We start from the raw sequence: 24093 nt of genomic DNA on the forward strand, positions 1-24093 counted from the left end.
GAGAAACACCTTTCGTGAGTACCAGTATCGCCACCGAGCTGCGCCAGATCCCGGCCCAGCTGTTCACCATGGGCTCCGACGATCACTACCCGGAGGAGAAACCGGCCCACCGCGTCGAGGTGGACGCGTTCGGCATCGAAACCCACCAGGTCACCAACGCCCGATACGCCGTCTTCGTCGCCGACACCGGCTATCGGACCGTCGCCGAACGGCCGCTGGACGCCGACCAATTCCCCGGGGCGCCACCGGAAAACCTGCGCGCCGGCTCGATGGTCTTCACGCCCACCGGCGGGCCGGTCGACCTGCGCCACCTCAACCAGTGGTGGACCTGGACGCCCGGGGCCGACTGGCGGCACCCCGAGGGCCCGCACTCCTCGATCACGGGCCGGGAAGACCATCCCGTGGTCCACATCGCCCACGCGGACGCCCGCGCCTACGCCGACTGGGCCGGGCTCGATCTGCCCAGCGAAGCCCAGTGGGAAGCGGCCGCTCGCGGCGGCCTCGAGCACACCCGATTCAGCTGGGGCGACGAGGAAGAGGCCACCGGCCAGCGGCTCGCGAACTACTGGCACGGGGACTTCCCCTGGCGCCCGGAACCCGGTTACGGTGCCACCACGCCGGTCGGGACCTTCGCGCCCAACCCCTACGGCCTGTTCGACATGACCGGCAACGTGTGGGAATGGACCGAGGACTGGTACACCGAGAACCACGCCGGCGCCCCCGCCTGCTGCGCGCCCCGTAACCCGCGCGGTGGCACCGCGCAAGCCAGCCTCGACGCCCGGCAACCGCAGTTCGCGGTGCCGCGCAAGGTCATCAAAGGCGGGTCGTTCCTGTGCGCGGACAGCTACTGCCGGCGCTACCGCCCGGCCGCCCGGCGCCCCCACATGATCGACACCGGTATGAGCCACATCGGATTCCGATGCGTCACCGTGAGGAGCGCTGATGGGTGAGCTGATCCTGCTGCTGATCCCCGAGATGATCGGGTTGGTCATCACGCCCGCCGCGATCGTGGGGTGTGTGCTGCTGTTGCAGTCGCGCCGCCCGCTGGCCAACGCCGCGTCCTTCGGCGCGGCCTTCGTGCTCGTCTACAGCCAGGTCGGTATCGCGGCGCTGCTGGGCGGCGCCTCGGACCCGGGTTCGACGTCGAAGACGGTGGCGCACTGGGCCGGTCTGGGCGTGGGCCTGGTGTTCCTGGCCTTCGGCGCGCGGGCCGCGCTGCACCGGCCGCCCGCGGACGCGCCGCCCCCGAAGCTGCTCACCCAACTCGAATCGGCCGGACCCCGCCGGGCGTTCACGGCCGGTCTGGTGCTGGCGATCGTCAACCCGAACCTGGTCATCATGATGTCGGGGATGAGCCTGATCGCCAGCTCGCAGAGCAGCCGGGGCACCGCACTGGTCGCCACCGTGCTCCTGCTGCTGGCCGCTGCCCTGGACTTCCTGATCCCGATGGCGATCTATCTCGTGCTGGGCGAGCGGGCCCGGCGCGGCCTGGAATCGGCCAAGCGGTGGATGCTGCGCAACAACCGGAGCATGACGATCGCGGTGCTGCTCGGCTTCGGTGTGCTGTTCACCGCCCGCGGTATCGCCGACCTCATCTGACACGAAAGCATTTCGCTACCAGGCGAACTCGCGCCGTAGCGGCCGACTCCCACCCGAGGGCGCACCGAAATGGAATGCTGGTGGCCTGGACTCGTCGAGGAGGTGTGCCGTAATTTCCGATTCAGAGTTGAATCCCGCTGCGGTCGAGATCGGCAGCTTCTTCACCCAGCCGCCGCCCGCCGTGTGGCGGGCCCTGTCCGAGCCGGATCTGATCGAACTCTGGCTGATGAGCTCGATCGGGTTCGCCGCCGCCACCGGCACGCATTTCATCTTCATCCTGCCCACCCAGCCGACCGGCGAGATCGCCTGCGAGGTGCTGGCGGCGCGTCCGGCGCAGCAGCTTACCCACACCTGGTTCGACCTGCGCGGCGAGCCGCCCGCGCGCTGGGTGGTCGACTGGGCGATCCAGCCGGAGGGCCGCGGCACCCGGTTGCTGCTGACCCAGACCGGCTTCGACATCAGCGACCGGCGCCAGAAGATGGCCCGCAACGCGATGGAACGCGGCTGGAAGACGGCGTTGCTGCGGCTGCGCGAGGCACTCGACGAGCTGTGAGGCGGAGACCATGCGGATGCACGCGGGCCAGCTGACCGTCTCACCGGAGCTGGTGCGCGCGCTGGTGGACGAGCAGTTCCCGGACTGGCGTGCCGCGCCGATCAGCCGGGTGCCCGGCACGGGGACGGTCAACGCGATCTACCGGATCGGCGCCGAGCTGGCCGCTCGATTCCCGCTCGAACCGGGCGAGGCCGAACAGGCCCGGCGGGGGTTGCTCGGCGAGCTGGCGGCGGCACGAGAGTTGTTCGGCCGCACGCCGGTGCCGACGCCGGAACCCATCGCGCTGGGGGAGCCGGGCGCGGGCTACCCGCTGCCCTGGTCGGTGCAGACCTGGCTGCCGGGCACGGTGGCCATCGACGCCGACCCGGGCGTTTCGGCGGCGTTCGCGCTGGATCTGGCGGAGTTCGTGCGGGCGGTGCGGGCCATCGACGCGAGCGGGCGCACCTTCGACGGCGTCGGCCGCGGCGGCGTGCTGGCCACCCATGACGCCTGGCTCGACGTCTGTTTCCGCGAGAGCGAGCGGCTGCTGGATACCGCTGTCCTGCGGGCGATCTGGCACGACATGCGCGCGTTGCCGCGCGGCCCGGCCCCCGACGTGATGAGCCACGGCGACCTGATCTCCGGCAATCTGCTCGTCGCGAACGGCCGGCTGGCCGGTGTCCTCGATGTCGGCGGCTTCGGCCCGGCCGATCCGGCGCTGGATCTGGTCGGCGCCTGGCATCTGCTCGAGGCGGGCCCGCGGCGGGCGTTCCGCGAGCGGCTCGGCAGCGCCGATCCGGAGTGGCAGCGCGGGCGGGCCTGGGCCTTCCAGCAGGCGATGGGGCTGGTCTGGTACTACGCCGAGAGCAACCCGGTGCTGAGCCGGATCGGGCGACGCACCCTCGACCGCGTTCTGGCCGATGTGCGAGGCTCGGTGTCGTGGGATGGCGGCAACGAGTGCGGGTGAAGCGGCGGGTGCTGGTGTGGGGCGGGGCGGTGGTCGCCGGGTTGCTGGTCGTGGTCGCCGGGTCGAACGCGTGGTTGTGGGTGGTGTCGGCCGGGCATCGGTCCGAGGTCGGGCAGGCGCCGGACGCGCCGGTGGTGATCGTGCCGGGCGCCAAGGTGGCCGAGGACGGCACGCCGATGTCGTACCTGCGGGGGCGGCTGGATGTCGCGATCGATCTGGTGCGGGCGGGCAAAGCCGCCAGAATTCTGGTCTCGGGGGACGCCGGTGGCATCTCCGGCGACGAAATCGCGGCGATGACCAGCTATCTGGTGTCGCGCGGGATCGATCCCGCGATCATCGAGCCCGATCCGGCGGGCCTGTCGACCCGCGAGACCTGTGAGCGCGCCCGGCAGCACTACGCGGTCGACCGGGCGCTCATCGTCACCCAGTACGAGCATCTGCCCCGGGCGGTCGCGCTGTGCCGGGCGGCCGGCATCGAAGCCGACGGTGTGACGGCCTACTGCGAGTGCCGCCGAATCACCAAGGTGCGCAACAATCTCCGGGAATGGCTCGCGGCGCCGAAGGCGATCTTCGCGCTGCTGTTCCGCTAGCCCGCGGTGCGACATCTAGACTTCTGCGCGAGAGGAGGGCCTGCTGTGAAGCGAAACCTGAACTGCCCCTGTGGAGAAACCATCGTCGGCACCGACGAGGACGACCTGGTCGAGAAGACCACGAAGCACCTGGCCGAGAATCACCCCGGACACGAGTACTCCCGCGACGAAATCCTGTTCATCGCCTACTGAGCCGACCGCGAGTGGCACCTCGGGTGTCACTCGCGGGGTTGTTCCCGGGTTCGGTGCTCGGGCATACTGTCCCGCATGACGATTAGTGGAAAGGGCGTCCTGCGCCCGGGCCGTTGAGCCCCACGCCGGTTCTCGAACCGGCCTCCGTCCTGCTGAATCGCGTGGAATCCCTGCCTTACTCACAGCGCATGCGTGCGCTGGCGCAGCACGCCCGAACCCATGCCGGTGACCCCGGCTTTCCCGCATTGCTCACCGATCTCGCCGCCGACGGCTACTACGGCCGTCGCATCGCGCTGCACATGGCGATGGCGGCGCGCGAGCTGGACTATGTCGCGCGGGTGCTCGCCGGGTCCGAACTCGGGTTGCGCCGGGCGGCGCTGCGTGCGGTCCGGACCCTGCCGATTCCCGATGCCGCCGTGCCGCCCGCCCTGGTCGAGTCCTCGACCGAACTGCGAATGGCCGTGTACCGCACTATCGTTCACGCGCGCCGCACCGAACTCGCCGATCGGTTGCTGCCCGAGGTGGCCGAGAAGTGGGGTGCGGGGGAGGCGGCCCGCTTGCTGCCGGGGTGTTCGCCGGACGTGGTGGGGCAGTGGCTACCGGGGCTGGCCCATGCCGTCACCACCTGGAAAACCTTGACCCGCCGTCACCCGGTGCTCGTAGTGCGGTGTCTCGACGCGGAATTCGCGACGACGCGGGGATTCGCGCTGTGGCGGCAGCGGTTCCCGGCGATCCGCGAAGCCGCAGCACGGGAACCGGTGCTGGTCCTCGACCTACTGGAGCGACACGGCCTGGGGCGCATGATCTATCGCCTGCCCGGAGACGTGATGGGCCCGCTGATGCGGGCCGATCTGCCCCGGGCGGCCGGGCTGCTGTCCCGGCTGCTGCGCCGGCGCTATCAGCCGAAGCAGTCCCTGCTGGCGCGCTGTGCCGGACTCGGCGACGACGAATTGGTGCGGCTCGCAGGGCGGCGGCCCGGCCCCCTGCTGCGTGCCCTGCCGGTAAGCCGTCGCGGCGCCGTCTATCAGCGGTGCGACATTTATGAGCGGGAGGCGTTGGCCCTCCTGCATCTGCTGCCGCACGAGCTCGCGGTGTGCGAAGCGCGGCGGCTGCGCCAATGGCATGACACCGCGCGGCATTCGTCGCGGGCGCACCTGGACGATCCGAGAATCACGCTGCGGATCACCGCGTTCCTCCCCTATTCGGAAGCGGAACCCGCACTGCGGTCCGCCGCTTTCACCGGCGATCCCCGCAGCCGCGAGGCCGCCCGCGGCCTGTTGCTGCGGGCCGCGCAGCGCACCGGCGACCGTGCCGCGACCACGGCGGTACTCGGCGAGTTGGTGGAGCGCATTCGCAACGAGCGCGATCCGGCGCGGGCCGCGCTGCTGGAGGGCATCGCCGAGCTTCGTCTCGATCCGCTCTGGGCAGAGCACCTCGAGCGACTCGTCGCCGCGGTCGTTCCGGCGCGGGATACCTCCGAACGGACGCGGTCGGCGCTGTGCGCGCTCGCGGACCGGGCGCTGAATACCGAACCGGCGCTGTCCGATTGGGCATTGCGCACCTATGCCCGGTTGATCGACCGTTTCGGCGGCGGCGCGCTGTCCCGGCCATCCACCCTGGGCCGGGTGCTCCGGCGCGGCCAAGAGCGGGAACTGCTCGACCTGCTGGAAAAGCCGTGCGACCACTACACCACCGTTGTGCTCGCCGGTTCGCTCGGCGCACGCCTTGGCGCCCTGCCCGAACTGCTGGCCGACCTGCGGCAGATCGTCGTGGACGGTGACGAGCGCTCGGCCGGGATCGCGGCGGGAATGTGGTTGCGCCACTGCGCGAACCGGGATGCCCAGGTGGCCGCGCTGCTGCGCGACGCGCCCGAAGCGATTCGCCTCGAACCGGTCTGGCGCGCCGTCGCCACCCGGCGCACCGATCTGCTCCCGATCGAGCCGGGGGTCTTGGCGGATCACGAAGTGCTGCCCGGCATGGCCGGACGCTGGACCGATGCGCAGCGCGAGTCCGTCGGCGCGGCGCTGGAGACGATCGCCGACGACGGCGACGCCCTGATCGAGGAACGGGTGCGGGCGCTGCGCGGCCTCAGCCGAATCCCGTTCCACAACGCGAAATTGGTGGAGCACGCGCTCGGCGGCGACCCCGTGCTCGCGGACACCGCGCTGGGGGCGCTCGGCGATTACCCGCGGGTGCTGCCGCGTCTGCTGCGCATTCCGGGGCCGACCGCCCTCGCGACCGCGGCGAAACTGTGCCGGGTCAGCCGACCGGTACAGCTGCGGGAGAACCTGGAGCGGGCGCTGTTCGAAGGACGGGTCGGCGTCCGGAAACTGGCGGCCCGCCAGCTGATCACGCAGCGTGTGCCCGGCGCGGAGGACCTGCTGCTGCGCGCCTGGGCCATCCCGCAGCTCCATCCCGATGTACGCATCGCGCTGGCGGTCGCGCTGCGTCGGCTGCCCGAAAGTGACCGTGCCCGTGCGGCACTCGCGCAAATCCCGGTGCGGTACAACACGGAGCAGATGGTCCGGACGCTGTTGCAATCGACACCCGAGCAGTACGCGCCCCAGCACCGGGCCGGCGGCGCGGAACTGGTGTGCGCGCTGCTGGCCGCCGCCGAAGCGCCCGGGGTCCGGTTCCGTGCCGCGAAGGCGTTCGCGATGTGGGCGCCCTGGTTCGAACGCGGCGTCGACGAGATCGTCGAGGCGGCCGTCACCGGTGACGACACCGACCAGACTGTGTTCCTCGCCCTGCTGCGCAGTGGACTGATCAAGGACGAGGCGTTGCCGGTGTTACTGCGCCTGCTGGCCGCCGACCGGCACGGGCGGGTACGGGAGATCGCGGGTGCGCTGACTGCCGCCCGGGACGCGGAACTCTGGCGGCGCGGGCTCGCGCGCGCCGCGGCCGAACTGCTGCTGGATCATCCGCTGCACGTCGTCCAGGCCGTCCGCATGCTGATCTACCTGCTGCCGTCGGAGGAATTCGACCCGGAGACAATGGCTTTCGAGCTGAACGCGCTCGCCGACCGGCTGACGCCGGTGACGGCGTTCCGGATCGTGTCCAGCGGGCACCGGCTGTTCGGCTGGAACGCGCGGTCGAGGTCGTCGCTGTTGCCCGCGATCCGGAGCCTGATCGCCCGCGGCGACGTCACCGGTGGCGTTCTCGCCTTCGGGCTGATCGAGCACCGCACCGACGAACATCGGGAGGCGCTCCAGCAATTGCGATGTTCGCCGCATCTCGACATCCGCAGGCTGGCCTGGGAGATCGGGTGAGCAGTGTGCCGCGCCCGCGAATCTCGGGCGCGGCTCCGGTGCGTCAGCGCGACAGTTCGGCCGCTCCCGCGCGGGCGAATTCCTCGTCGAGGTCGCCGCTGGGCGCGCCGGCGACGCCGATGCCCGCGATCGGGGCGTTGCCCGCGGTGACGGGGACGCCGCCGGCGAGGAACAGGGTGCCGGGGATGTCGGCGAGGCGGGGCGCGGCGGCGAGGCGGTTGCCGAGTTCGGAGGTGGGCGCGTTCCAGGAGACGGCGGTGAAGGCCTTGCGCTCGGCGGATTCGTAGGACTGCGGGCCGGCGCCGTCGCCGCGCAGCGTGACCAGGGTGTTGCCGTCACGGTCGACGACGGCGACGCTGATGCGCTGGTTCTTCTGCGCGGCGGCCCGCAGCACGGACTGGGCGGCCCGGGTGGCGGCATCGACGGACAGGTGGGTGCTCTGGCGCAGGTTGCCGGGGGTGGCGTCGGCGGCCAGCGCGACCTGGGCGGTGGCGGGGGCGTCGGAGCCGGTCAGATCGACGGCCACGGCGCCCGCGCCGACGGCGGCGAGCACGGCGGCGCCGGTGACGAGTCCGGTCAGGGTGCGGCGGGAGAGGGTGCTCATGGGGTTTCCTTTGCGTCGGCGGGTTGTCGCTGCTTCGATCCTGCGGCGCGGACGGGGTCCGGCGGATCGGCGAGCGGGACGGTGATCGGTGGTAACCCGGTGGATGCCCTTATCGTCCGATCGGTCGATACGGGACTGCCCCGGGGCGGGCAGAATGGGGCTCGTGACCGACAACGCGCAGGTGAACGGCGATCGGGTGCTCGGCGTGATCATGCACGCCGCGTTCCTGCTGCTGGTCGCCGCGTCGCTGGCGCGGTTCGCGCTGCGGCATCCCGAGTCGGCGCGCACGCCGGTGATCGTCGTCCTGTCGGTGGCGGTGGCCGGGGTGTACGCGCTCGGTGCGCGCCGCGGCCGCGTCGGGTGGCTGGCCGTGGTGGTGACGCTCTGGATCGTGCTCGTCGCGCTCGCGCCGAGTTTCGCGTGGTGCGCGGTGCCGCTGCTCTACACCGGGTTGCGGATCCTGCCGCTGCGGACCGCGCTGATCCTGGTCGCGGTGCTCACCGCGTTCGTCGCGGGTGCGCAGATCCGGCTGGCCGGGTGGGCGGATCCGGCCGTGCTCGTCACCCTGCCGACCGTGGTCGTGCTGGCCACCACCGTCTTCGTCCACATGCGGCGCCAGTCCGATCATCAGCGCGTGCTCATCGAGGACCTGATCCGCACCCGCCGCGAGCTCGCCGCCACCGAACGGCGCGAAGGCACCCTGGCCGAGCGCGAGCGGCTGGCCATGGAAATCCACGACACCCTGGCACAGGGGCTGTCGAGTCAGCGCATGCTGTTGCAGGCCGCCGATCGGATCTGGGACACCGAGCCCGCCCGCGCGCACGAGCACGTGCGGTCCGCCGAATCGATCGCCGAGCAGAACCTCACGGAGGCAAGGCAATTCGTGCGCGATCTCGCACCGGCGGATCTCGCGGCGCACGGCTCGCTGGCCGCGGCGCTGGGTGCGCTGGCGGAGCGGGAGAGCGCCGGTGCGCTCGCCGTCCGCTTCCAGATGGACGGCGAACCGCCCCGGCTGCCGGAGCGGGTCGAGGCGACACTGCTGCGGATCGCGCAGGGTGCGCTGGCCAACGTGCGGGAACACGCGCGTGCCCGCACCGCCACCCTGACCCTGACCGGGCTCGGCGATCAAGTCGTGCTCGATATCGCCGACGACGGTCAAGGTTTCGATATCGCCGCGCTGCCCGAAAACACCGGTCGCGGTTACGGACTCGCGGCCATCCGGGCCCGGCTCCAGCAGTTCGGCGGTGCGCTGACCGTCGAATCCACGCCGGGCGAGGGGACGGTGCTGTCCGCCGCCATCCCGTGGGGAGAAGCATGAATTCGACTGTGCGCGTGCTCGTTTGCGATGACCACGCGGTGGTGCGGGCCGGTCTGCTCGCGTTGCTGTCCAGTGCGCCGGACATCGAGGTGATCGGGGAGGCGGGCACGGGGGAGGAGGCCATCGCCCTCACCGCGCGGCACGCACCCGATGTCGTGCTGATGGATTTGCAGCTCGGCTCGGGCATCGACGGGATCGAGGCGACCCGCCGGATCGCCGAGTCCGGTACCAGCGCCCACGTTCTCGTGCTCACCACCTACGACACCGACGCCGACATCACCCGCGCCATCGCCGCCGGCGCCACCGGCTATCTGCTGAAAGCCGAACGCCCGGAAGAACTCTTCGCGGCTATCCGGGCTGCCGCCGCGGGGCGCCCGGCGCTGTCTCCGCCCGTCGCCCAGCGGGTGATGGCCCGCATGCGCAACCCCGCGCCCACGTTGACCGCCCGGGAGCTCGACATCCTCGGGCAACTCGCGCAGGGCCACGGCAATCGGGAGATCGCCCGCGCGCTGCACATCAGCGAGTCCACCGTGAAGACCCATCTCGGCCGGGTCTACGAGAAGCTCGGTGTGGACACCCGCGCCGCCGCGGTGGCCGTGGCCACCGAGCAGCGCCTGCTCGGCTGAACCCGGGGCGCCGATGAATTCGGCCGCGCCGACTCGTCACCACTAGGGAGAGTCAGCACAGCGGAAGGAAGCATCATGTCCACACAGGATGTCGGTACTCGCGAGCAGTGGCGGGCAGCATACGAGAAGCTGCGCGCCGAGGAGAAAGACCTCACCCGGCGCGGCGACGAGGTGACGCGGCAGCGCCAGGCCCTGCCCTGGGTCCCCGTCACCAAGGACTACCGTTTCGACACCAGCACCGGCGAGAAGACGCTGGCGGAACTCTTCGACGGCCGCTCCCAGCTCATCATCCGCCACTTCATGCACGGTCCGAACACCCCGGCCGGCTGCCCCGGCTGCACCTTCGAAACCGACAATCTCGTCGGCGCGGTGCCGCACCTGGCCCACCACGACGTCACCTTCCTGCTCGCCTCCCGCTCACCGCTTCCGGTCCTCGAGGAATACAAGGCCCGCTTCGGCTGGGACATCGAATGGGTCTCGCTGGGCGACAACGGTTTCAACGAAGACTTCTACGACCTCATGCACATCCCCACACCCCGCCGCCCCGGCAACATGCTCGACCAGATGGAACTGATGGCCCTGAGCTGCTTCGCCCGCGCCGACGACACCGTCTACCACACCTACTCCACCTACGACCGCGGCACCGAAGCCCTCAACGCCACCTGGCAACTCCTCGACCGCACCCCCACCGGCCGCGGCACCGACTTCGCCGACTGGCCCCGCAAACGCGACGAATACTGAGCCGGGAGGGCTCGGGTCAGCGGCCGCGGAGGCCGAGGCTGCGGAGTTCGAGGGCGGCTAGTTCGCGGACGGTGGCGTCGTCGCCGTTGCGCCAGGCGTTGACGACGTCGGGGTCGATGCGGTTCAGGGTGCGCAGGGGCTGGTTGGCCAGGGCGCGCAGGGCGAGGAGGTCGCGGCCGGCGGGGGCGGCGCGCAGGTCGCGGGCGGCGGCCGCGCGGCGCATCCAGCGCCAGCGGCGCGGTAGCCAGACGAACAGGACGAGCCCGATCGGGAAGATCAGCGAACCGATGGCCAGGGCCATGGCCAGGTCGTCGACGAAGCCCTGCTGATCGCGCCCGGCCTCGGCGATCGACCGGGCCGCGGCGGCGGTCTTGTCGAACGGCGTGGTCAGTTCGTCGCCGACGACGGGCACCCGGTCCACCTTGTCGCCCACATCACTGAGACTGTCGGCCATGCCATTTCCGGCGCCCTCCAGCTTCTGACCGGGGATCGCGAGCTTCAGCACCAGATCGTGTAACCACCAGGCGGCGCGGACGGCAAGGTAAACCCAGGCCAGCACCAGCAGGTCCATGAGGAGCTGACGGGCGGCGACGGGAGCACGGTCGGCATAGATTCTCACGCTCTCAGGGTCCCCCGGCGCGCAGCGTATTTCGCGATTTTCGCCCGAGTTCCGGATGCACCGGCCGGTGGCTCCGGATCCGGTAGTCTGGTGTGACTGCGATCACATTTTGGTAGCGATTTCCGGTCAGTGCCCTGTCAGCCCTTTCCAACTGCTTTGCGAAGTCTTTACTATCAGCGCGTTCTCCGCATAACCGGGTGGTTGCTCCAAACCAGCGTTCCGAAGTCTTCTGCTTCGCCCGCCGCTCGCTTTCGATGCCTGTACATGTTCGACCGATGAACCGAATACGGCGCTGCCGGTTCGGCGAAGGAGAAATATGTTCACCGACACCGATCCCGCACCACGGACGTTGCCGCGTTCCGCCGTCTTCGACCCGCTACGCTCTGTGTTCCGCCACGATCTACCCGCCTCCCTGGTGGTTTTCCTTGTCGCCCTTCCGCTTTCGCTCGGTATCGCGGTAGCCAGCGGCGCCCCCGTCGCCGCCGGCTTGATCGCGGCCGTGGTCGGTGGCGTGGTCGGCGGTCTGCTCGGGGGTTCGGCGCTGCAGGTCAGCGGGCCGGCCGCGGGCCTGACGGTGGTGGTCGCCGGAACGATCAGCCAATTCGGCTGGGCCACCACCTGTTTCATCACCGTCGCGGCGGGCGTCCTGCAGGTGATGTTCGGCCTGAGCCGCATTGCCCGTGCGGCCCTCGGCATTACGCCGGTGGTGGTGCACGCGATGCTGGCCGGCATCGGCATCACGATCGCGTTGCAGCAGCTGCACGTGCTGCTCGGCGGCTCCTCCTACAGCTCGGCCTGGCGCAACGTCGTCGAACTGCCCGCACAGCTGCTGCATTCGCACGGCCCCGCGGTCCTGATCGGCGTCACCGTCATCGCGATCATGCTCGGCTGGAAGTATCTGCCCGCGCGGGTGCGGGTGGTGCCCGGCCCGCTGGTGGCGGTAGGCGTCGGCACCGTGCTGTCGCTGGTGCTTCCGGTCGAGGTCGCCCGAGTTCCCTTGGGCACCGACCTGTTCGACGAGATCGCGCTGCCGCGCCTGCCGGAGGGCAACTGGTTCGCGGTCGCGGTCACCGTGCTGACGGTGGCGCTGATCGCCAGCGTGCAGAGCCTGCTCTCGGCGGTCGCGGTGGACAAGATGCACGGCGGCGAGCGCACCGATTTCGATCGGGAACTGCTGGGCCAGGGCTCGGCCAACGTGCTCTCGGGCCTGCTCGGCGGCCTGCCGGTGGCCGGCGTGATCGTGCGCAGTGCGACGAATGTGGAAGCGGGAGCGCACAGCCGGGCGTCCTCGGTGCTGCACGGGCTCTGGATCCTGATCTTCTCGGTGGCGCTGGTCGGGCTGGTCCGCCAGATTCCGACGGCCGCGCTGGCGGGTCTGCTGATCGTGATCGGCATCCAGCTGGTGAAGACGGCACACATCAAGCTGGCGCATCGGTCCCGGGACCTGGTGGTCTACCTGGTCACGGTGCTCGGTGTGGTGTTCCTGAACCTGCTCGAGGGCGTGCTGATCGGCCTGGCGCTGGCCTTCGGGCTGCTGCTGTGGCGGGTGGTGCGCGCGCAGATCGTGGCGAAACCGGTGCCCGACAGCGAATTCGGGGATCAGTGGCTGGTGACGATCGAGGGCAGTCTGTCCTTCGTCGCGCTGCCGAAGCTGTCGCAGGAATTGGCGAAGGTCCCGGCGGGCGCGATGGTGCGCTTCGAGCTGACCGTCGACTTCCTCGACCACGCCGCCTACGAGACCATCGACGAGTGGGTGCGCAGACACCGAACCAACGGCGGCAGTGTGGAATTCGTCGAACTGGGCCCGGTGCGGATGGCCGCGGCGCTGGCCGGCCCGCCGACCCGCGAGCACGCCAGTAAAGCGGTGGACGACCTGATCGGCCCGTGGCGGCGCACCGCCAACCGGGTGGACCCGGTGGTCGCCGGGATCTCGGCCTACCACCGCGGGCACGCGCATCTGATGCGCCCGCACCTGGACGGTCTGCGCAATCACTCCGAGGCCGACACCTTCTTTCTGACCTGTGCCGATGCCCGGATCGTGCCCAACGTGATCACCCACAGCGGCCCGGGTGATCTGTTCACCGTGCGCAATGTCGGCAATCTGGTGCCGGTGGGCAGCAGCGATGTCTCGGTGGAGGCGGCGTTGATTTACGCGCTGGAGAAGCTGGACGTGCGCAGCGTGGTGGTGTGCGGGCACTCCGGCTGCGGCGCGATGGACGCGCTGTATCGCGGCGTGCAGGCGGGGCCCGGGCTGGGGGATTGGCTGGCGCACGCGCAGTCCAGCCTGGCCCACTTCCGGCTCGGCCATCCGGTGGCGGCCGCGGCCGCGGCCGCCGGATTCTCCGAGGTGGATCAGCTGGGCATGGTGAATGTGGCGTTGCAGTTGGAGACCTTGCACGCGCATCCGGCGGTCGCCCGGGGCGTGCACGAGCGCGGTGTCGCGGTGCGCGGTCTGTTCTTCGATATCACCACCGCGCGGGTGATCGAGGTGACCGGTGCCGGGATCGCGCAGTTCGAGGAAGACGTACCGAGTCGCGTTGCGGCCGAACCGGTTCAGTAGCCTGTGTGAGCGCTCTCACAGCCGCATCGGCCTATGGCGCCAGCCACTTCGGGGCAACTTCTTAAGTTTTGCTAAGTCTTTACCAATAGCCTCGAGGCGATTTACCTGCCGATCCAACGGCGCGTCGGCGATCACCTCATAAGCACTGGACCTGGAGGAGCAATGGCTGTCGATCGCGACCTAGCCCCACCTGTGCCCGGACCCGGAAGACCGGGTAACCGATCACTGCCTGATCGTCTGAATTTTATTGCGCGCCATGATCTTCCCGCCTCGATCGTGGTTTTCCTGGTGGCGCTGCCACTGTCCCTCGGTATCGCCGTCGCCTCCGGCGCGCCGGTTGCCGCCGGCCTGATCGCCGCCGTCATCGGCGGCATCGTCGCCGGCCTGATCGGCGGCTCCACCTTGCAGGTGAGCGGCCCGGCGGCCGGCCTGACCGTGGTCGTCGCCGAATCGATCAACAAGTTCGGCTGGGGCACAACCTGTTTCATCGTCGTCGCCGCGGGCGTGCTACAGATCCTGTTCGGCCTCAGTCGAATCGCGCGCGCCGCCCTGGCGGTGGCGCCGGTGGTGGTGCACGCGATGCTGGCCGGCATCGGTCTCACCATCGCGCTACAGCAGATCCACGTGCTGCTCGGCGGTTCCTCGCGCAGCTCGGCCTGGAACAACATCGTCGATCTACCCGGCCAGCTGCTGAACCTGCACGGCGGCGACGTGTTCGTCGGCGGCGTGGTGATCGCGATCATGCTCGGCTGGAAGTACATGCCCAGCCAGATCCGCGTGGTCCCCGGCCCACTGGTCGCGGTCGTCGCGGCCACCGTGCTCGCACTGCTGCTGCCCACCGGTGCGGAGCGAATCGTGTTGGACGGCTCGCTGTTCGACGCCATCGGCCTGCCCGAGATCCCGAGCGGCGGCTGGTCGGCCATCGCGGTCATGGTGCTGACCATCGCGTTGATCGCGAGCGTGGAGAGCCTGCTCTCGGCGGTCGCGGTGGACAAGATGCACAGCGGCCCGCGCACCAATTTCGATCGTGAACTCATCGGCCAGGGCTCGGCGAACGTGCTCTCCGGCATGGTCGGCGGTCTGCCGATCACCGGCGTGATCGTGCGCAGTGCCACCAACGTGCAGGCCGGCGCCCGTTCCCGGGCCTCGACCGTGCTGCACGGCCTGTGGATCCTGCTGTTCTCGGTCGCGCTGGCCGGGCTGGTGCAACAGATCCCGCTGGCCGCGCTGGCCGGTCTGCTCATCGTGATCGGCATGCAGCTGGTCAAGCTGGCCCACATCCGGCTCGCCCGGCGCACCGGTGACCTGCTGGTCTACGTCGTCACCATCGGCGGCGTGGTGTTCCTGAACCTGCTCGAAGGCGTGATCATCGGCCTGGCGCTGGCCTTCGTCCTGCTGCTGTGGCGGGTGGTCCGGGTGGCGATCGTGGCCGCGCAGATCCCGGCCTCGCAACGCTGGCTGGTCACCATCGACGGGTCTTGCACCTTCCTCGCGCTGCCCAAGCTGTCCTCGCAGCTGGCGAAGGTGCCCGACGACGCCGACGTGACTGTGGAGATGACCGTCGACTTCCTCGACCACGCCGCCTTCGACGCCCTCTCCGAATGGGTTCGTCATCAGGAGAGCCACGGCGGCAGTGTGGAATTCGTGGAGATCGGCAGCGCGCGGATGGCCGACGCCGACGCCGGGCCGCCCGCGCGCGGCTTCGGCCGGGCCATGTTCGACGACGTGCTCGGCCCCTGGCAGCCGCGCGCGGGCCGGCAGCGCGATCAGATCACCGAGGGCGTCGCCGCCTACCACCGCAGCCACGCCCACGTGGTGCGCCCGCACCTGGACGAACTACGCGACCACCAGGACCCGGATTCGTTCTTCCTCACCTGCGCGGATTCGCGGGTGGTGCCGAACGTGATCACCAACAGCGGTCCCGGCGATCTGTTCACCGTGCGCAACGTCGGCAACCTGGTGCCGATCGAGGACGACGCCTCGGTGGAGGCCGCGCTCACCTACGCGCTGGAGCAGCTCGACGTGCGCTCCATCGTGGTGTGCGGGCACTCCGCCTGCGGCGCGATGGGCGCGCTGCATCGTGGCGATCACAAACGCGCCACCGGCACCGGTATCGGGGCCTGGCTGGCACACGCCCAGCCGAGCCTGGACCGGTATCGCGCCGGCCATCCGGTCGCGATCGCCGCTGCCGCAGCCGGTTTCGGCGAGATCGATCAGCTGAGCATGGTGAATGTGGCCGTCCAGCTGGAGACCCTGCACCGGCATCCGGCGGTGCGGGCCGCCATCGCCGACCGCGGTGTCACGGTGTCGGGCTTGTTCTTCGACATCGCGACCGCCCGCGTCGTCGAGGTGACCGTCGACGGTCTGGTCCGCATCGAGGATCAGCTGGCCGCAGCCGAATTGGTCTGACGCACACCGAACCCGCCCGGGCCGCAGCGCGGTCCGGGCGGGTTCCCCTTGGCGGCTCGTAGGCTTGCTGGTGTGAGCACCGAGTTAGAACAGACCGAGACAACCGAACTTGGTCGCTGGCGCGCCTTCCGCGCCGCGATCACCGAGCGACCTACCCTGAATCTCGCCTACCGGATCGTGGTCGGCGTGGTCGGTCTGGCGGTGCTGATCCTGGGCATCATCGCGATTCCCTATCCCGGACCCGGCTGGCTCATCGTGTTCGCCGGCCTCGGTATTCTCGCCACCGAATTCACCTGGGCTCACCAGGCCCTGGGCTGGCTGCGGCACCGGTACGACAAGTTCATGGAGTGGTTCGCCGGCCGCGGGCTGGTGGTGCAGGCGTGCGCCGCGCTCTTCACGTTTCTGTTCGTGGTCGCGACGCTGTGGTTGTTGGGCACATTCGGAATGGTCGGCGGCTGGATCGGAGTCGAATCGAAGTGGTTGCACAGTCCTTTGACATGGTGACGGTCCCCGGGACCACGCTCACCCAGCCGGAGTGGCTGGCCGCGCGGATCGCGGAGATGGGCGCGTCCTGGGGCACCGCCACGCCCCGCGTCGCGGGCACCCTCTGGTGGTGCATGGTCGCCTCGGCGCTGGTCGAGCAGGTGGCCCGGGCCTACGCCGAGGGCCGTCCCGCGCCGATCCCGACCCTGGATCGCCTCGATTGCGAGGTGCGCCCGGACGGCGGCATCGAACGCGTACACATTCTGCCGGGTACGGCCGCCGCGGAACTGCCCGGCGCGGACGCCGGCTGGTCGCATCGTGCCGACGCCAGTGCGGCCCTGCGCGAGACGCTCGCCACCGTCATCCCGGCGGTCGCCGCGGTCTCCGGTGCGGGAGTGCCCGCGCTGTGGGCGATCGTCGCGGACGCCGCGGGCAACCGCGCCCTGGACGCCGGGGATGCCGAGGCCGGTGCCCGGCTCGCCACCGATATCGGCGGAAAACTCCCGGTCCCGCGCTTCGTCGAGGTAGACGGCCGCACCTTCGTGCGCCGCATCTCCTGCTGCCTGGTCTACGAGGTCGCCGGCTGCGAGATGTGCACGAGCTGCCCGAAACGCCCTGCGCCGGAACGGCAAGCGCTGTGGCACAAGCTCGCCGCCGATAGCTGACCGCGGAAACGAACGCGGGTAGTGCCGCGCGGACCGGCCCGCGATCCGGCCGGTCCGTGAACACAAGGTCGATTCGGTGCCGATAGCATGGTCCGCGCCGGAACAACTGCCGGTGATGACGCGTGCGGGAAATACCCGCCCTCGCGAAGACTTAAGGAGAAGGCTGCCGTGACCACCTCAGCCCCCATGCCCCCCGCCGCCCTCATCCGGGTGCCGGCCGGGACTACGGCCGGCGCTGCGGTGCGGGAGGCGGGTCTTCCCACCAAGGGCCCGGACACCATCGTGGTGGTCCGGGACGCCGAGGGCGCGCTCAAGGATCTGTCCTGGGCTCCGGAGACCGACGTCGAGGTGGAGGCGGTCGCCGCCGATACCGAGGACGGCCGCAGCGTCATCCGGCATTCCGCCGCGCACGTGCTCGCCCAGGCGGTGCAGCAGGAGTTCCCCGAGGCCAAGCTCGGCATCGGCCCGCCGATCAAGGACGGCTTCTACTACGACTTCCAGGTCGAGCGCCCGTTCACCCCGGAGGATCTGACCAAGCTGGAATCCCGGATGAAGAAGATCATCAAAGGCGCGCAGCGTTTTTCGCGCCGGGTGATCGAGATCGAGGACGCCCGCGTCGAACTGGCCAAGGAGCCGTTCAAGCTGGAGCTGATCAGCGACAAGTCCGGCATCGACGATCCCGAGGTGATGGAGGTCGGCGGCAACGAGCTGACCATCTACGACAACCTCGATCCGCGCACCGGCGAAACCCTCTGGGGCGATCTGTGCCGGGGCCCGCACATCCCCACCACCAAGTTCATTCCGGCGTTCAAGCTGACCCGCTCCTCGGCCGCGTACTGGCGCGGTGACCAGGACCGCGAGGATCTGCAGCGGGTCTACGGCACCGCCTGGGAATCGACCGAGGCCCAGGACGAGTACCTGCGCCTGCTGGCAGAGGCCGAGCGCCGCGACCACCGCAAGCTCGGCCTGGAGCTGGACCTGTTCAGCTTCCCCGACGAGCTCGGCTCCGGCCTGCCGGTGTTCCACCCCAAGGGCGGCATCATCCGCAAGGAGATGGAGGAGTACTCGCGCCGCCGGCACGTGGCCGCGGGCTACGAGTTCGTCAACACCCCGCACATCACCAAGGGTCATCTGTTCGAGGTCTCCGGTCACCTCGATTGGTACAAGGACGGCATGTTCCCGGCCATGCACCTGGACGCCGAGCTGAACGAAGACGGCTCCGTGCGCAAGCCCGGCCAGGACTACTACGTCAAGCCGATGAACTGCCCGATGCACAACCTGATCTTCCGGGCGCGCGGCCGGTCCTACCGCGAGCTGCCGCTGCGGATGTTCGAGTTCGGCTCGGTGTACCGCTACGAGAAGTCCGGCGTGATCCACGGCCTGACCCGGGTGCGCGGCATGACCCAGGACGACGCGCACATCTACTGCACCAAGGAGCAGATGCACGCGGAGCTCACCAGCACCCTGGAGTTCGTGCTCGGCCTGCTCAAGGATTACGGCCTGGACGACTTCTACCTGGAGCTCTCGACCAAGGACCCGAAGAAGTTCGTCGGCTCCGACGAGCTCTGGGAAGAGGCCACCGAGACCCTGTCCAAGGTCGCCTCGGCCTCGGGCCTGGAGCTGGTCCCGGATCCGGGCGGCGCCGCGTTCTACGGCCCGAAGATCTCCGTGCAGTGCAAGGACGCGCTGGGCCGCACCTGGCAGATGTCGACCATCCAGCTCGACTTCAACCTGCCCGAGCGCTTCGAGCTGGAGTACACCGGCTCCGACGGCGCCAAGCACCGCCCGGTCATGATCCACCGCGCGCTGTTCGGTTCCATCGAGCGGTTCTTCGGCGTGCTCACCGAGCACTACGCCGGCGCCTTCCCGGCCTGGCTGTCGCCGGTCCAGGTGGTCGGCATCCCGGTCGCGGAAGCCTTTGCCCCGCACCTGGATTCGGTGATCGAGCAGCTGCAGGATCGCGGCATCCGGGCCCAGGTCGACCGCAGCGACGACCGGATGCAGAAGAAGATCTTCAACAACACCGCGCAGAAGATCCCCTTCATGCTGCTGGCCGGCGAGCGGGATGTGACCGCGGGCGCGGTCAGCTTCCGATTCCGCGACGGCACCCAGGTCAACGGCGTGCCGACCGCCGACGCGGTGGCCACCGTCGAGGCGTGGGTGCGCAACCGCGTCAACGATTCCCCGACCGCCGAGGGCTTCCAAATCGTTCAGGCCGCGCAATGACCGACAGCGACTTCGAAGACCGCATCGTCGATCGTGGCGCGGGCGAACCCGATCGGCTGCAACGGCTGTGGACGCCCTACCGGATGTCCTACATCGCCGAGGCGGCCAGCAACCCGCGGCCCGCGGACGCCAGCGGGCATCCCTTCACCGACATCCCCAAGATGACCGACGAGGACGGGCTGATCATCGCCCGCGGTGAACTGGTGTACGCGGTGCTCAACCTGTACCCGTACAACCCGGGCCACATGATGGTGGTGCCCTACCGCCGGGTCGCCGATCTCGAAGCGCTCACCGAACCGGAAAGCGCCGAGCTGATGGCGTTCACGCAGCGGGCGATCCGGGTGATGAAGAATGTGTCGCGTCCGCACGGCTTCAACGTCGGGCTGAATCTCGGTGGCGTGGCGGGCGGTTCGCTCGCCGACCACCTGCATCAGCACATCGTGCCGCGCTGGGGCGGAGACGCCAACTTCATCACCGTCGTCGGCGGGGTGAAGGTGATGCCACAGCTGCTACGGGAGACCAGGGCGCTCCTGGCCGCCGCCTGGAAAGAGACGGACTAGAAGTTGCTGAGCTTCTTCGGTCGCGAGACGTTCGCGAAAGCGACTGCGCCGCTGGGCAAGGCGCTGGTCAAGACCGGGCTCACCCCGGACGCCGTGACCGTCATCGGCACCACCGCCTCGATCGCCGCCGCCGTCACCCTGTTTCCCTCCGGGCATCTGTTCTGGGGGACCATGGTGATCTGGCTGTTCGTCATGTTCGACATGCTCGACGGGGCCATGGCGCGGGCGCGCGGCGGCGGCACGAAGTACGGCGCGGTGCTCGACGCCACCTGCGACCGGGTCGCCGACGGCGCGATCTTCGGCGGCCTGGCCTGGTGGGCGGTGTATCACGAGCACAGCCGGTGGCTGTTGTTCGCCACGCTCGTGGTGCTGGTCACCTCGCAGGTGATCTCCTACGCCAAGGCGCGCGCCGAGGCCAGCGGGCTCTCGGCCGACGGCGGCTGGATCGAGCGGCCGGACCGGCTGATCATCGTGCTGGTCGGCGCCGGGCTCACCGGCATCGGCGGCTACTGGGGCATCGAATGGCTCACCTGGGCAGTGCATGTCGCCATGTGGGTGCTCGCGGTGCTGAGCATCGTGACGGTGTTCCAGCGGGTGCTGGCGGTACGGAACTCGCCGGGCGCGCGCGACGTGATCGCGCCCGCGCGGCCGCAGGGCCCGGAAACGCCGTGAGCGGCGCCCGGCGAATTCGCGTGTGGACGCTGGAAAGCACAGGGCAACAGGAGGGTTCGGGGGATGAGTAAGATTCAGGCGATGCTGACCGACCGGGCCTACGCCACCGGCTGGCGGCTGGTGCGGGCGCTGCCGGAGACCACGGCGCGCAAGCTGTTCAACGCGGGCGCGGATCGGTTCGCGGCCGGCGGTGGCCCGAAGCAGTTGCGGCGCAACCTCGCCCGCGTACTGGGCGTGACGCCGGACTCGGTGCCGGACGAGCTGGTCGAGGCCAGCCTGCGGTCCTATGCCCGGTACTGGCGCGAGGCATTCCGGCTGCCGGGCATGGATCATGCCGCCCTGGGGCGCGAGCTGTCGGTGCAGCAGATCGAGCACCTGGAAGCCGCCCTGGAGGCCGGGCGTGGCGCGGTCTGTGTGCTGCCGCACTCCGGGAACTGGGATATGGCCGGGGTGTGGCTGGTGCAGAACCACGGCACCTTCGCCACCGTGGCCGAACGGCTGAACCCCGAATCGCTGTTCGAGCGTTTCGTCGCCTACCGGGAAAGCCTCGGTTTCGAGGTGTTCCCGCTCACCGGCGGTGAGCAGCCGCCGTTCGAGGCGCTGGCCGAACGGCTGCGCGCGAACAAGGTCGTGTGCCTGATGGGCGAGCGCGACCTCACCGGCAAGGGTGTGCCCGTGGACTTCTTCGGCGAACGCACCTGGATGCCCGCCGGGGCGGCGAAGCTGGCGATCGAGACCGGTGCGGCGCTGATCCCGGTGCACACCTGGTTCACCACCACCGCCGACGGCCGCGAAGGCTGGGGCATGAAGACCGAAGCGCCGCTGGATGTTTCGGGCGGCGTCACGGAGGCGACCCAGGCGCTGGCCGACCGGTTCGCCGCGAACATCGCCGCGTACCCGGCCGACTGGCACATGCTGCAGCCGCTGTGGGCGGGCGACCTGTCCGCCGAGCGGCTGGCCCGCATCGCCGCCGTGCAGCAGCGGCCCGCGCCGCCGGCCGCCACCTCGGAGCAGTCCCGATGAAGATCGGCATGGTCTGCCCGTACTCGTTCGACGTGCCGGGCGGCGTGCAGGCGCACGTGGTGGAACTGGCGCGGGTGTTCATCGAGCGCGGGCACAAGGTGAGCGTGCTCGCGCCCGCCTCCGAGGAGACGCCGCTGCCGGACTTCGTGGTGTCGGCGGGGCGGGCGGTCGCGATTCCGTACAACGGGTCGGTGGCGCGGCTGTCGTTCGGGCCCATGGCCTACACCAGAATTCGGCGCTGGATCGACGGCAACGACTTCGACGTGCTGCACATCCACGAGCCGAACGCGCCGTCGCTGTCGATGCTCGCGTTGAAGATCGCCGAGGGGCCGATCGTCGCGACGTTCCACACCTCGACCACGAAGTCGTTGATACTCAGTACTTTTCAAGGCGTGCTTCGCCCGTACCACGAGAAGATCAGCGGCCGGATCGCGGTCTCCGAGCTGGCCCGGCGCTGGCAGGTGGAGGCGCTCGGGTCCGACGCCGTGGAGATTCCCAACGGTGTGGACGTCCCCGCGTTCGCCCGCGCGCCGATGCTGAGCGGTTATCCGCGGCCCGGCGGCACGGTGCTGTTCCTGGGCCGCTACGACGAGCCGCGCAAGGGGATCGCGGTGCTGCTCGGGGCGTTGCCCGAGCTGGTGCGGCGGCACCCGGACGTGCAGATCCTGATCGTCGGCCGCGGTGACGAGGAGAAACTGCGCCACGACGCCGGGCCGCTGGCCGGGCACCTGAAGTTCCTCGGGCAGGTCTCCGACGAGGAGAAGGCCTCGGCGATGCGCAGTGCCGACGTGTACGTGGCGCCCAACCTGGGCGGGGAGAGCTTCGGCATCATCCTGATCGAGGCGATGGCCGCCGGCACCGCCGTCGTGGCCAGCGATCTGGACGCGTTCCGGCGCGTGCTGCGCGATGGTGCCGCCGGAATGCTTGTCCCCGTAGGTAATTCGGATCGGCTCGCCGACGCGCTGCATACGCTGCTCACCGAGGACGACCGCCGGGAGGCACTGGTGCACACCGCCGATCAGGTGGTCGGTGAATACGACTGGCCGGTGGTCGCCGAGCAGATCCTGCGGGTGTACGAGACCGTCACCGTCGGCCACACCCGGGTGCGGGCCGCCGGATGATCACCTTCTCCGCGACCACGGTCCTCGTTCTCGCGCTCATCGCCGCGGTCGTGCTCTCGATCGGCGTCTGGGCCTACTCCACCGCCAACCGACTGGACCGCCTGCACGTGCGCTCCGATCAGTCCTGGCACGCGCTGGACAGCGCGCTGGCCCGGCGCGCGGTGGTCGCGCGCGCGGTGGCCGTGGCCATGCCGGTCTCCGAGGAGGCCCGGCAGCTGTCCACCCTCGCCGCGCACGCGGAACGCGCCTGCCGCACCGACCGCGAAACAGCCGAGAACCAGCTCTCCGCGGCGCTGTCGCTGGTCGACATCGCCCAGCTGCGCCCGCAACTGGTCGCCGAACTCGCCGACGCCGAGGCCCGGGTGCTGATCGCCCGCCGCTTCCACAACGACGCCGTCCGCGACACCCTCGCCCTGCGCATCCGCCGCCCGGTCCGCCTGCTGCACATCGCCGGTACCGCGCCGCTGCCCACCTACTTCGAAATCACCGAGCGCGTCACCCCGGCCGCCTCCACCGGCCTGGTGGTCGACACCGTGCGCACCTCGGCCCGCATCGTCGTGCTCGACGAGAACGATCGCGTGCTGCTGATGCGCGGCAACGATCCCGTTACCCCCGAGCAGTCCTTCTGGTTCACCATCGGCGGCGGCGTCGAGCCGGGGGAGTCGCTGCGCGCGGCCGCGGTGCGCGAGCTGTGGGAGGAAACCGGCTACGAGGCCAACCCCGCCACCCTGCGCGGCCCGATCTGGCGGCGCGTGGCCGTCTTCCCCTTCAATCGCGAGCTCATCCGCGCCGAGGAACTCTTCTACGTGCTGCGGGTCGAGGCCTTCGAGCCGCGGCCCGGCAATCTCACCACCCTGGAACGGCGTTCCATCACCGCCAACAAGTGGTGCACCCCCGAGGACATCACCGCCCTGGACGCCTCCGGTGAAACCGTCTATCCCTATCACCTGGAGCAACTGCTGCCCGCCGCCGTGTCCGCGATCGCCACCGAGGCCGAGCTGGAAGTCACCTCGATCCGCTAGCCGCTGTGATCTGATTCACGATCGTGCTAGCTTCGGACTGGATCGGCGCCTGACGGGTAAACCGTTCGAGACGCGTGCGGTAGTGGGCGTCGGCACTCCAAACACCTTGGGGTGCTCCCGGTTCGGTTCACGGAGGTAGCCAGCTCATGTCGTACCTGCTCTACGATTACCTTTTGCCGCTGTTGGGTCCGGCGGCCGCGGAGTACTGGGCGACGTTGCTGGTCGTCGCTCCGCTGTAAGGCGGTTATCCGGGCACCAGGCCAGTGGTGTTCAACTGGCTATCTAGTGGCTTTCT

General features: G+C 69.9%; 22 protein-coding genes. 20 read left to right on the top strand and 2 right to left on the bottom strand.

Annotated elements, in window-relative coordinates; all coding sequences use genetic code 11:
- Window positions 1-26: 26 nt before the first annotated feature.
- The 7 genes from AB0H76_RS07280 (at window position 27) to AB0H76_RS07310 (ending at window position 7149) form a co-directional block, all read left to right on the top strand.
- On the top strand, window positions 27-950 hold the full coding sequence (locus AB0H76_RS07280) for a formylglycine-generating enzyme family protein (protein WP_357320490.1): 924 nt from the start codon (window positions 27-29) through the stop codon (window positions 948-950).
- Window positions 943-1599 carry a GAP family protein gene (locus tag AB0H76_RS07285; RefSeq protein ID WP_357318616.1) on the top strand — a complete coding sequence of 219 codons (657 nt, stop codon included), beginning with the start codon at window positions 943-945 and terminating at the stop codon, window positions 1597-1599. The genes AB0H76_RS07280 and AB0H76_RS07285 overlap by 8 nt, the downstream gene beginning before the upstream one ends.
- A gap of 127 nt (window positions 1600-1726) precedes the next feature.
- Window positions 1727-2152, top strand: a complete 426-nt coding sequence (locus AB0H76_RS07290; protein ID WP_357318619.1) for an SRPBCC domain-containing protein — start codon at window positions 1727-1729, stop codon at window positions 2150-2152.
- 16 nt (window positions 2153-2168) lie between these two features.
- Window positions 2169-3098, top strand: a complete 930-nt coding sequence (locus tag AB0H76_RS07295) for an aminoglycoside phosphotransferase family protein (RefSeq protein WP_357320493.1) — start codon at window positions 2169-2171, stop codon at window positions 3096-3098.
- Window positions 3095-3688, top strand: a complete 594-nt coding sequence (locus AB0H76_RS07300; protein WP_357318622.1) for an ElyC/SanA/YdcF family protein — start codon at window positions 3095-3097, stop codon at window positions 3686-3688. Before AB0H76_RS07295 ends, AB0H76_RS07300 begins: the two co-directional genes overlap by 4 nt.
- A gap of 45 nt (window positions 3689-3733) precedes the next feature.
- A complete protein-coding gene (locus AB0H76_RS07305; RefSeq protein ID WP_357318624.1) occupies window positions 3734-3880 on the top strand; it encodes a DUF1059 domain-containing protein in 147 nt (48 codons plus the stop codon).
- A gap of 188 nt (window positions 3881-4068) precedes the next feature.
- Window positions 4069-7149: a hypothetical protein gene (locus AB0H76_RS07310; protein ID WP_357318627.1), complete on the top strand. Its 3081-nt coding sequence runs from the start codon at window positions 4069-4071 to the stop codon at window positions 7147-7149.
- Between the two features lie 43 nt (window positions 7150-7192).
- On the opposite strand, the gene AB0H76_RS07315 is transcribed toward AB0H76_RS07310, so the two are convergent.
- The gene (locus AB0H76_RS07315; RefSeq protein WP_357318630.1) at window positions 7193-7753 is read right to left on the bottom strand and encodes a heme-binding protein; all 561 of its coding nucleotides are present in this window, start codon (window positions 7751-7753) and stop codon (window positions 7193-7195) included.
- A gap of 163 nt (window positions 7754-7916) precedes the next feature.
- On the opposite strand from AB0H76_RS07315, the gene AB0H76_RS07320 reads away from it, so the two are divergent.
- The 3 genes from AB0H76_RS07320 (at window position 7917) to AB0H76_RS07330 (ending at window position 10438) form a co-directional block, all read left to right on the top strand.
- Window positions 7917-9071 carry a sensor histidine kinase gene (locus AB0H76_RS07320; RefSeq protein WP_357318633.1) on the top strand — a complete coding sequence of 385 codons (1155 nt, stop codon included), beginning with the start codon at window positions 7917-7919 and terminating at the stop codon, window positions 9069-9071.
- On the top strand, window positions 9068-9697 hold the full coding sequence (locus tag AB0H76_RS07325; protein ID WP_357318636.1) for a response regulator transcription factor: 630 nt from the start codon (window positions 9068-9070) through the stop codon (window positions 9695-9697). Before AB0H76_RS07320 ends, AB0H76_RS07325 begins: the two co-directional genes overlap by 4 nt.
- Before the next feature lie 75 nt (window positions 9698-9772).
- Window positions 9773-10438 carry a DUF899 domain-containing protein gene (locus AB0H76_RS07330; RefSeq protein WP_357318639.1) on the top strand — a complete coding sequence of 222 codons (666 nt, stop codon included), beginning with the start codon at window positions 9773-9775 and terminating at the stop codon, window positions 10436-10438.
- A gap of 16 nt (window positions 10439-10454) precedes the next feature.
- Here the strand turns inward: AB0H76_RS07330 and AB0H76_RS07335 are convergent, their stop codons facing one another.
- Entirely contained in the window at window positions 10455-11057 is a 603-nt protein-coding gene (locus tag AB0H76_RS07335; RefSeq protein WP_357318642.1) for a hypothetical protein, read from the bottom strand.
- A 316-nt stretch (window positions 11058-11373) separates the two neighbouring features.
- Here AB0H76_RS07335 and AB0H76_RS07340 point away from each other — a divergent pair, with 316 nt between their 5' ends.
- The 10 genes from AB0H76_RS07340 to AB0H76_RS07385 all read left to right on the top strand — a co-directional run bounded on the left by AB0H76_RS07340 (window position 11374) and on the right by AB0H76_RS07385 (window position 23798).
- Window positions 11374-13617: a bifunctional SulP family inorganic anion transporter/carbonic anhydrase gene (locus AB0H76_RS07340; RefSeq protein ID WP_357318645.1), complete on the top strand. Its 2244-nt coding sequence runs from the start codon at window positions 11374-11376 to the stop codon at window positions 13615-13617.
- Window positions 13618-13779: 162 nt separating this feature from the next.
- Window positions 13780-16026 (top strand): bifunctional SulP family inorganic anion transporter/carbonic anhydrase, encoded by a 2247-nt coding sequence (locus AB0H76_RS07345; protein ID WP_357318648.1) that lies wholly within the window; start codon window positions 13780-13782, stop codon window positions 16024-16026.
- A 72-nt stretch (window positions 16027-16098) separates the two neighbouring features.
- Complete coding sequence (locus tag AB0H76_RS07350; RefSeq protein ID WP_357318651.1) at window positions 16099-16530, top strand: TIGR02611 family protein; 432 nt, start codon at window positions 16099-16101, stop codon at window positions 16528-16530.
- On the top strand, window positions 16524-17174 hold the full coding sequence (locus tag AB0H76_RS07355; protein ID WP_357318654.1) for a (2Fe-2S)-binding protein: 651 nt from the start codon (window positions 16524-16526) through the stop codon (window positions 17172-17174). The genes AB0H76_RS07350 and AB0H76_RS07355 overlap by 7 nt, the downstream gene beginning before the upstream one ends.
- 168 nt (window positions 17175-17342) lie before the next feature.
- Window positions 17343-19400, top strand: coding sequence for a threonine--tRNA ligase (gene thrS / locus AB0H76_RS07360; RefSeq protein WP_357318657.1), 2058 nt, complete (start codon window positions 17343-17345; stop codon window positions 19398-19400).
- Window positions 19397-19960 (top strand): HIT domain-containing protein, encoded by a 564-nt coding sequence (locus AB0H76_RS07365; RefSeq protein ID WP_357318660.1) that lies wholly within the window; start codon window positions 19397-19399, stop codon window positions 19958-19960. Before thrS ends, AB0H76_RS07365 begins: the two co-directional genes overlap by 4 nt.
- 3 nt (window positions 19961-19963) lie before the next feature.
- Entirely contained in the window at window positions 19964-20632 is a 669-nt protein-coding gene (pgsA, locus tag AB0H76_RS07370) for a phosphatidylinositol phosphate synthase (RefSeq protein ID WP_357318662.1), read from the top strand.
- A 63-nt stretch (window positions 20633-20695) separates the two neighbouring features.
- Window positions 20696-21655: a phosphatidylinositol mannoside acyltransferase gene (locus AB0H76_RS07375; protein WP_357318665.1), complete on the top strand. Its 960-nt coding sequence runs from the start codon at window positions 20696-20698 to the stop codon at window positions 21653-21655.
- Window positions 21652-22776 carry a glycosyltransferase family 4 protein gene (locus tag AB0H76_RS07380; RefSeq protein ID WP_357318668.1) on the top strand — a complete coding sequence of 375 codons (1125 nt, stop codon included), beginning with the start codon at window positions 21652-21654 and terminating at the stop codon, window positions 22774-22776. Before AB0H76_RS07375 ends, AB0H76_RS07380 begins: the two co-directional genes overlap by 4 nt.
- Window positions 22776-23798, top strand: coding sequence for an NUDIX domain-containing protein (locus AB0H76_RS07385; protein WP_357320496.1), 1023 nt, complete (start codon window positions 22776-22778; stop codon window positions 23796-23798). Before AB0H76_RS07380 ends, AB0H76_RS07385 begins: the two co-directional genes overlap by 1 nt.
- Window positions 23799-24093 lie beyond the last annotated feature (295 nt).

Origin of the sequence: Nocardia sp. NPDC050712, assembly GCF_040654295.1 — a bacterium.
Taxonomy (GTDB): domain Bacteria; phylum Actinomycetota; class Actinomycetes; order Mycobacteriales; family Mycobacteriaceae; genus Nocardia.

What these genes read in the sequence shown, in the direction of transcription:
- AB0H76_RS07310 (WP_357318627.1), top strand. Translation starts at nt 4,069, where the DNA reads ATGCGTGCGCTGGCGCAGCACGCCCGAACCCATGCCGGTGACCCCGGC.
- AB0H76_RS07365 (WP_357318660.1), top strand. Translation starts at nt 19,397, where the DNA reads ATGACCGACAGCGACTTCGAAGACCGCATCGTCGATCGTGGCGCGGGC.
- AB0H76_RS07285 (WP_357318616.1), top strand. Translation starts at nt 943, where the DNA reads ATGGGTGAGCTGATCCTGCTGCTGATCCCCGAGATGATCGGGTTGGTC.
- AB0H76_RS07355 (WP_357318654.1), top strand. Translation starts at nt 16,524, where the DNA reads ATGGTGACGGTCCCCGGGACCACGCTCACCCAGCCGGAGTGGCTGGCC.
- AB0H76_RS07295 (WP_357320493.1), top strand. Translation starts at nt 2,169, where the DNA reads ATGCACGCGGGCCAGCTGACCGTCTCACCGGAGCTGGTGCGCGCGCTG.
- AB0H76_RS07345 (WP_357318648.1), top strand. Translation starts at nt 13,780, where the DNA reads ATGGCTGTCGATCGCGACCTAGCCCCACCTGTGCCCGGACCCGGAAGA.
- AB0H76_RS07315 (WP_357318630.1), bottom strand. Translation starts at nt 7,753, where the DNA reads ATGAGCACCCTCTCCCGCCGCACCCTGACCGGACTCGTCACCGGCGCC.
- AB0H76_RS07330 (WP_357318639.1), top strand. Translation starts at nt 9,773, where the DNA reads ATGTCCACACAGGATGTCGGTACTCGCGAGCAGTGGCGGGCAGCATAC.
- AB0H76_RS07325 (WP_357318636.1), top strand. Translation starts at nt 9,068, where the DNA reads ATGAATTCGACTGTGCGCGTGCTCGTTTGCGATGACCACGCGGTGGTG.
- AB0H76_RS07375 (WP_357318665.1), top strand. Translation starts at nt 20,696, where the DNA reads ATGAGTAAGATTCAGGCGATGCTGACCGACCGGGCCTACGCCACCGGC.
- AB0H76_RS07340 (WP_357318645.1), top strand. Translation starts at nt 11,374, where the DNA reads ATGTTCACCGACACCGATCCCGCACCACGGACGTTGCCGCGTTCCGCC.
- AB0H76_RS07380 (WP_357318668.1), top strand. Translation starts at nt 21,652, where the DNA reads ATGAAGATCGGCATGGTCTGCCCGTACTCGTTCGACGTGCCGGGCGGC.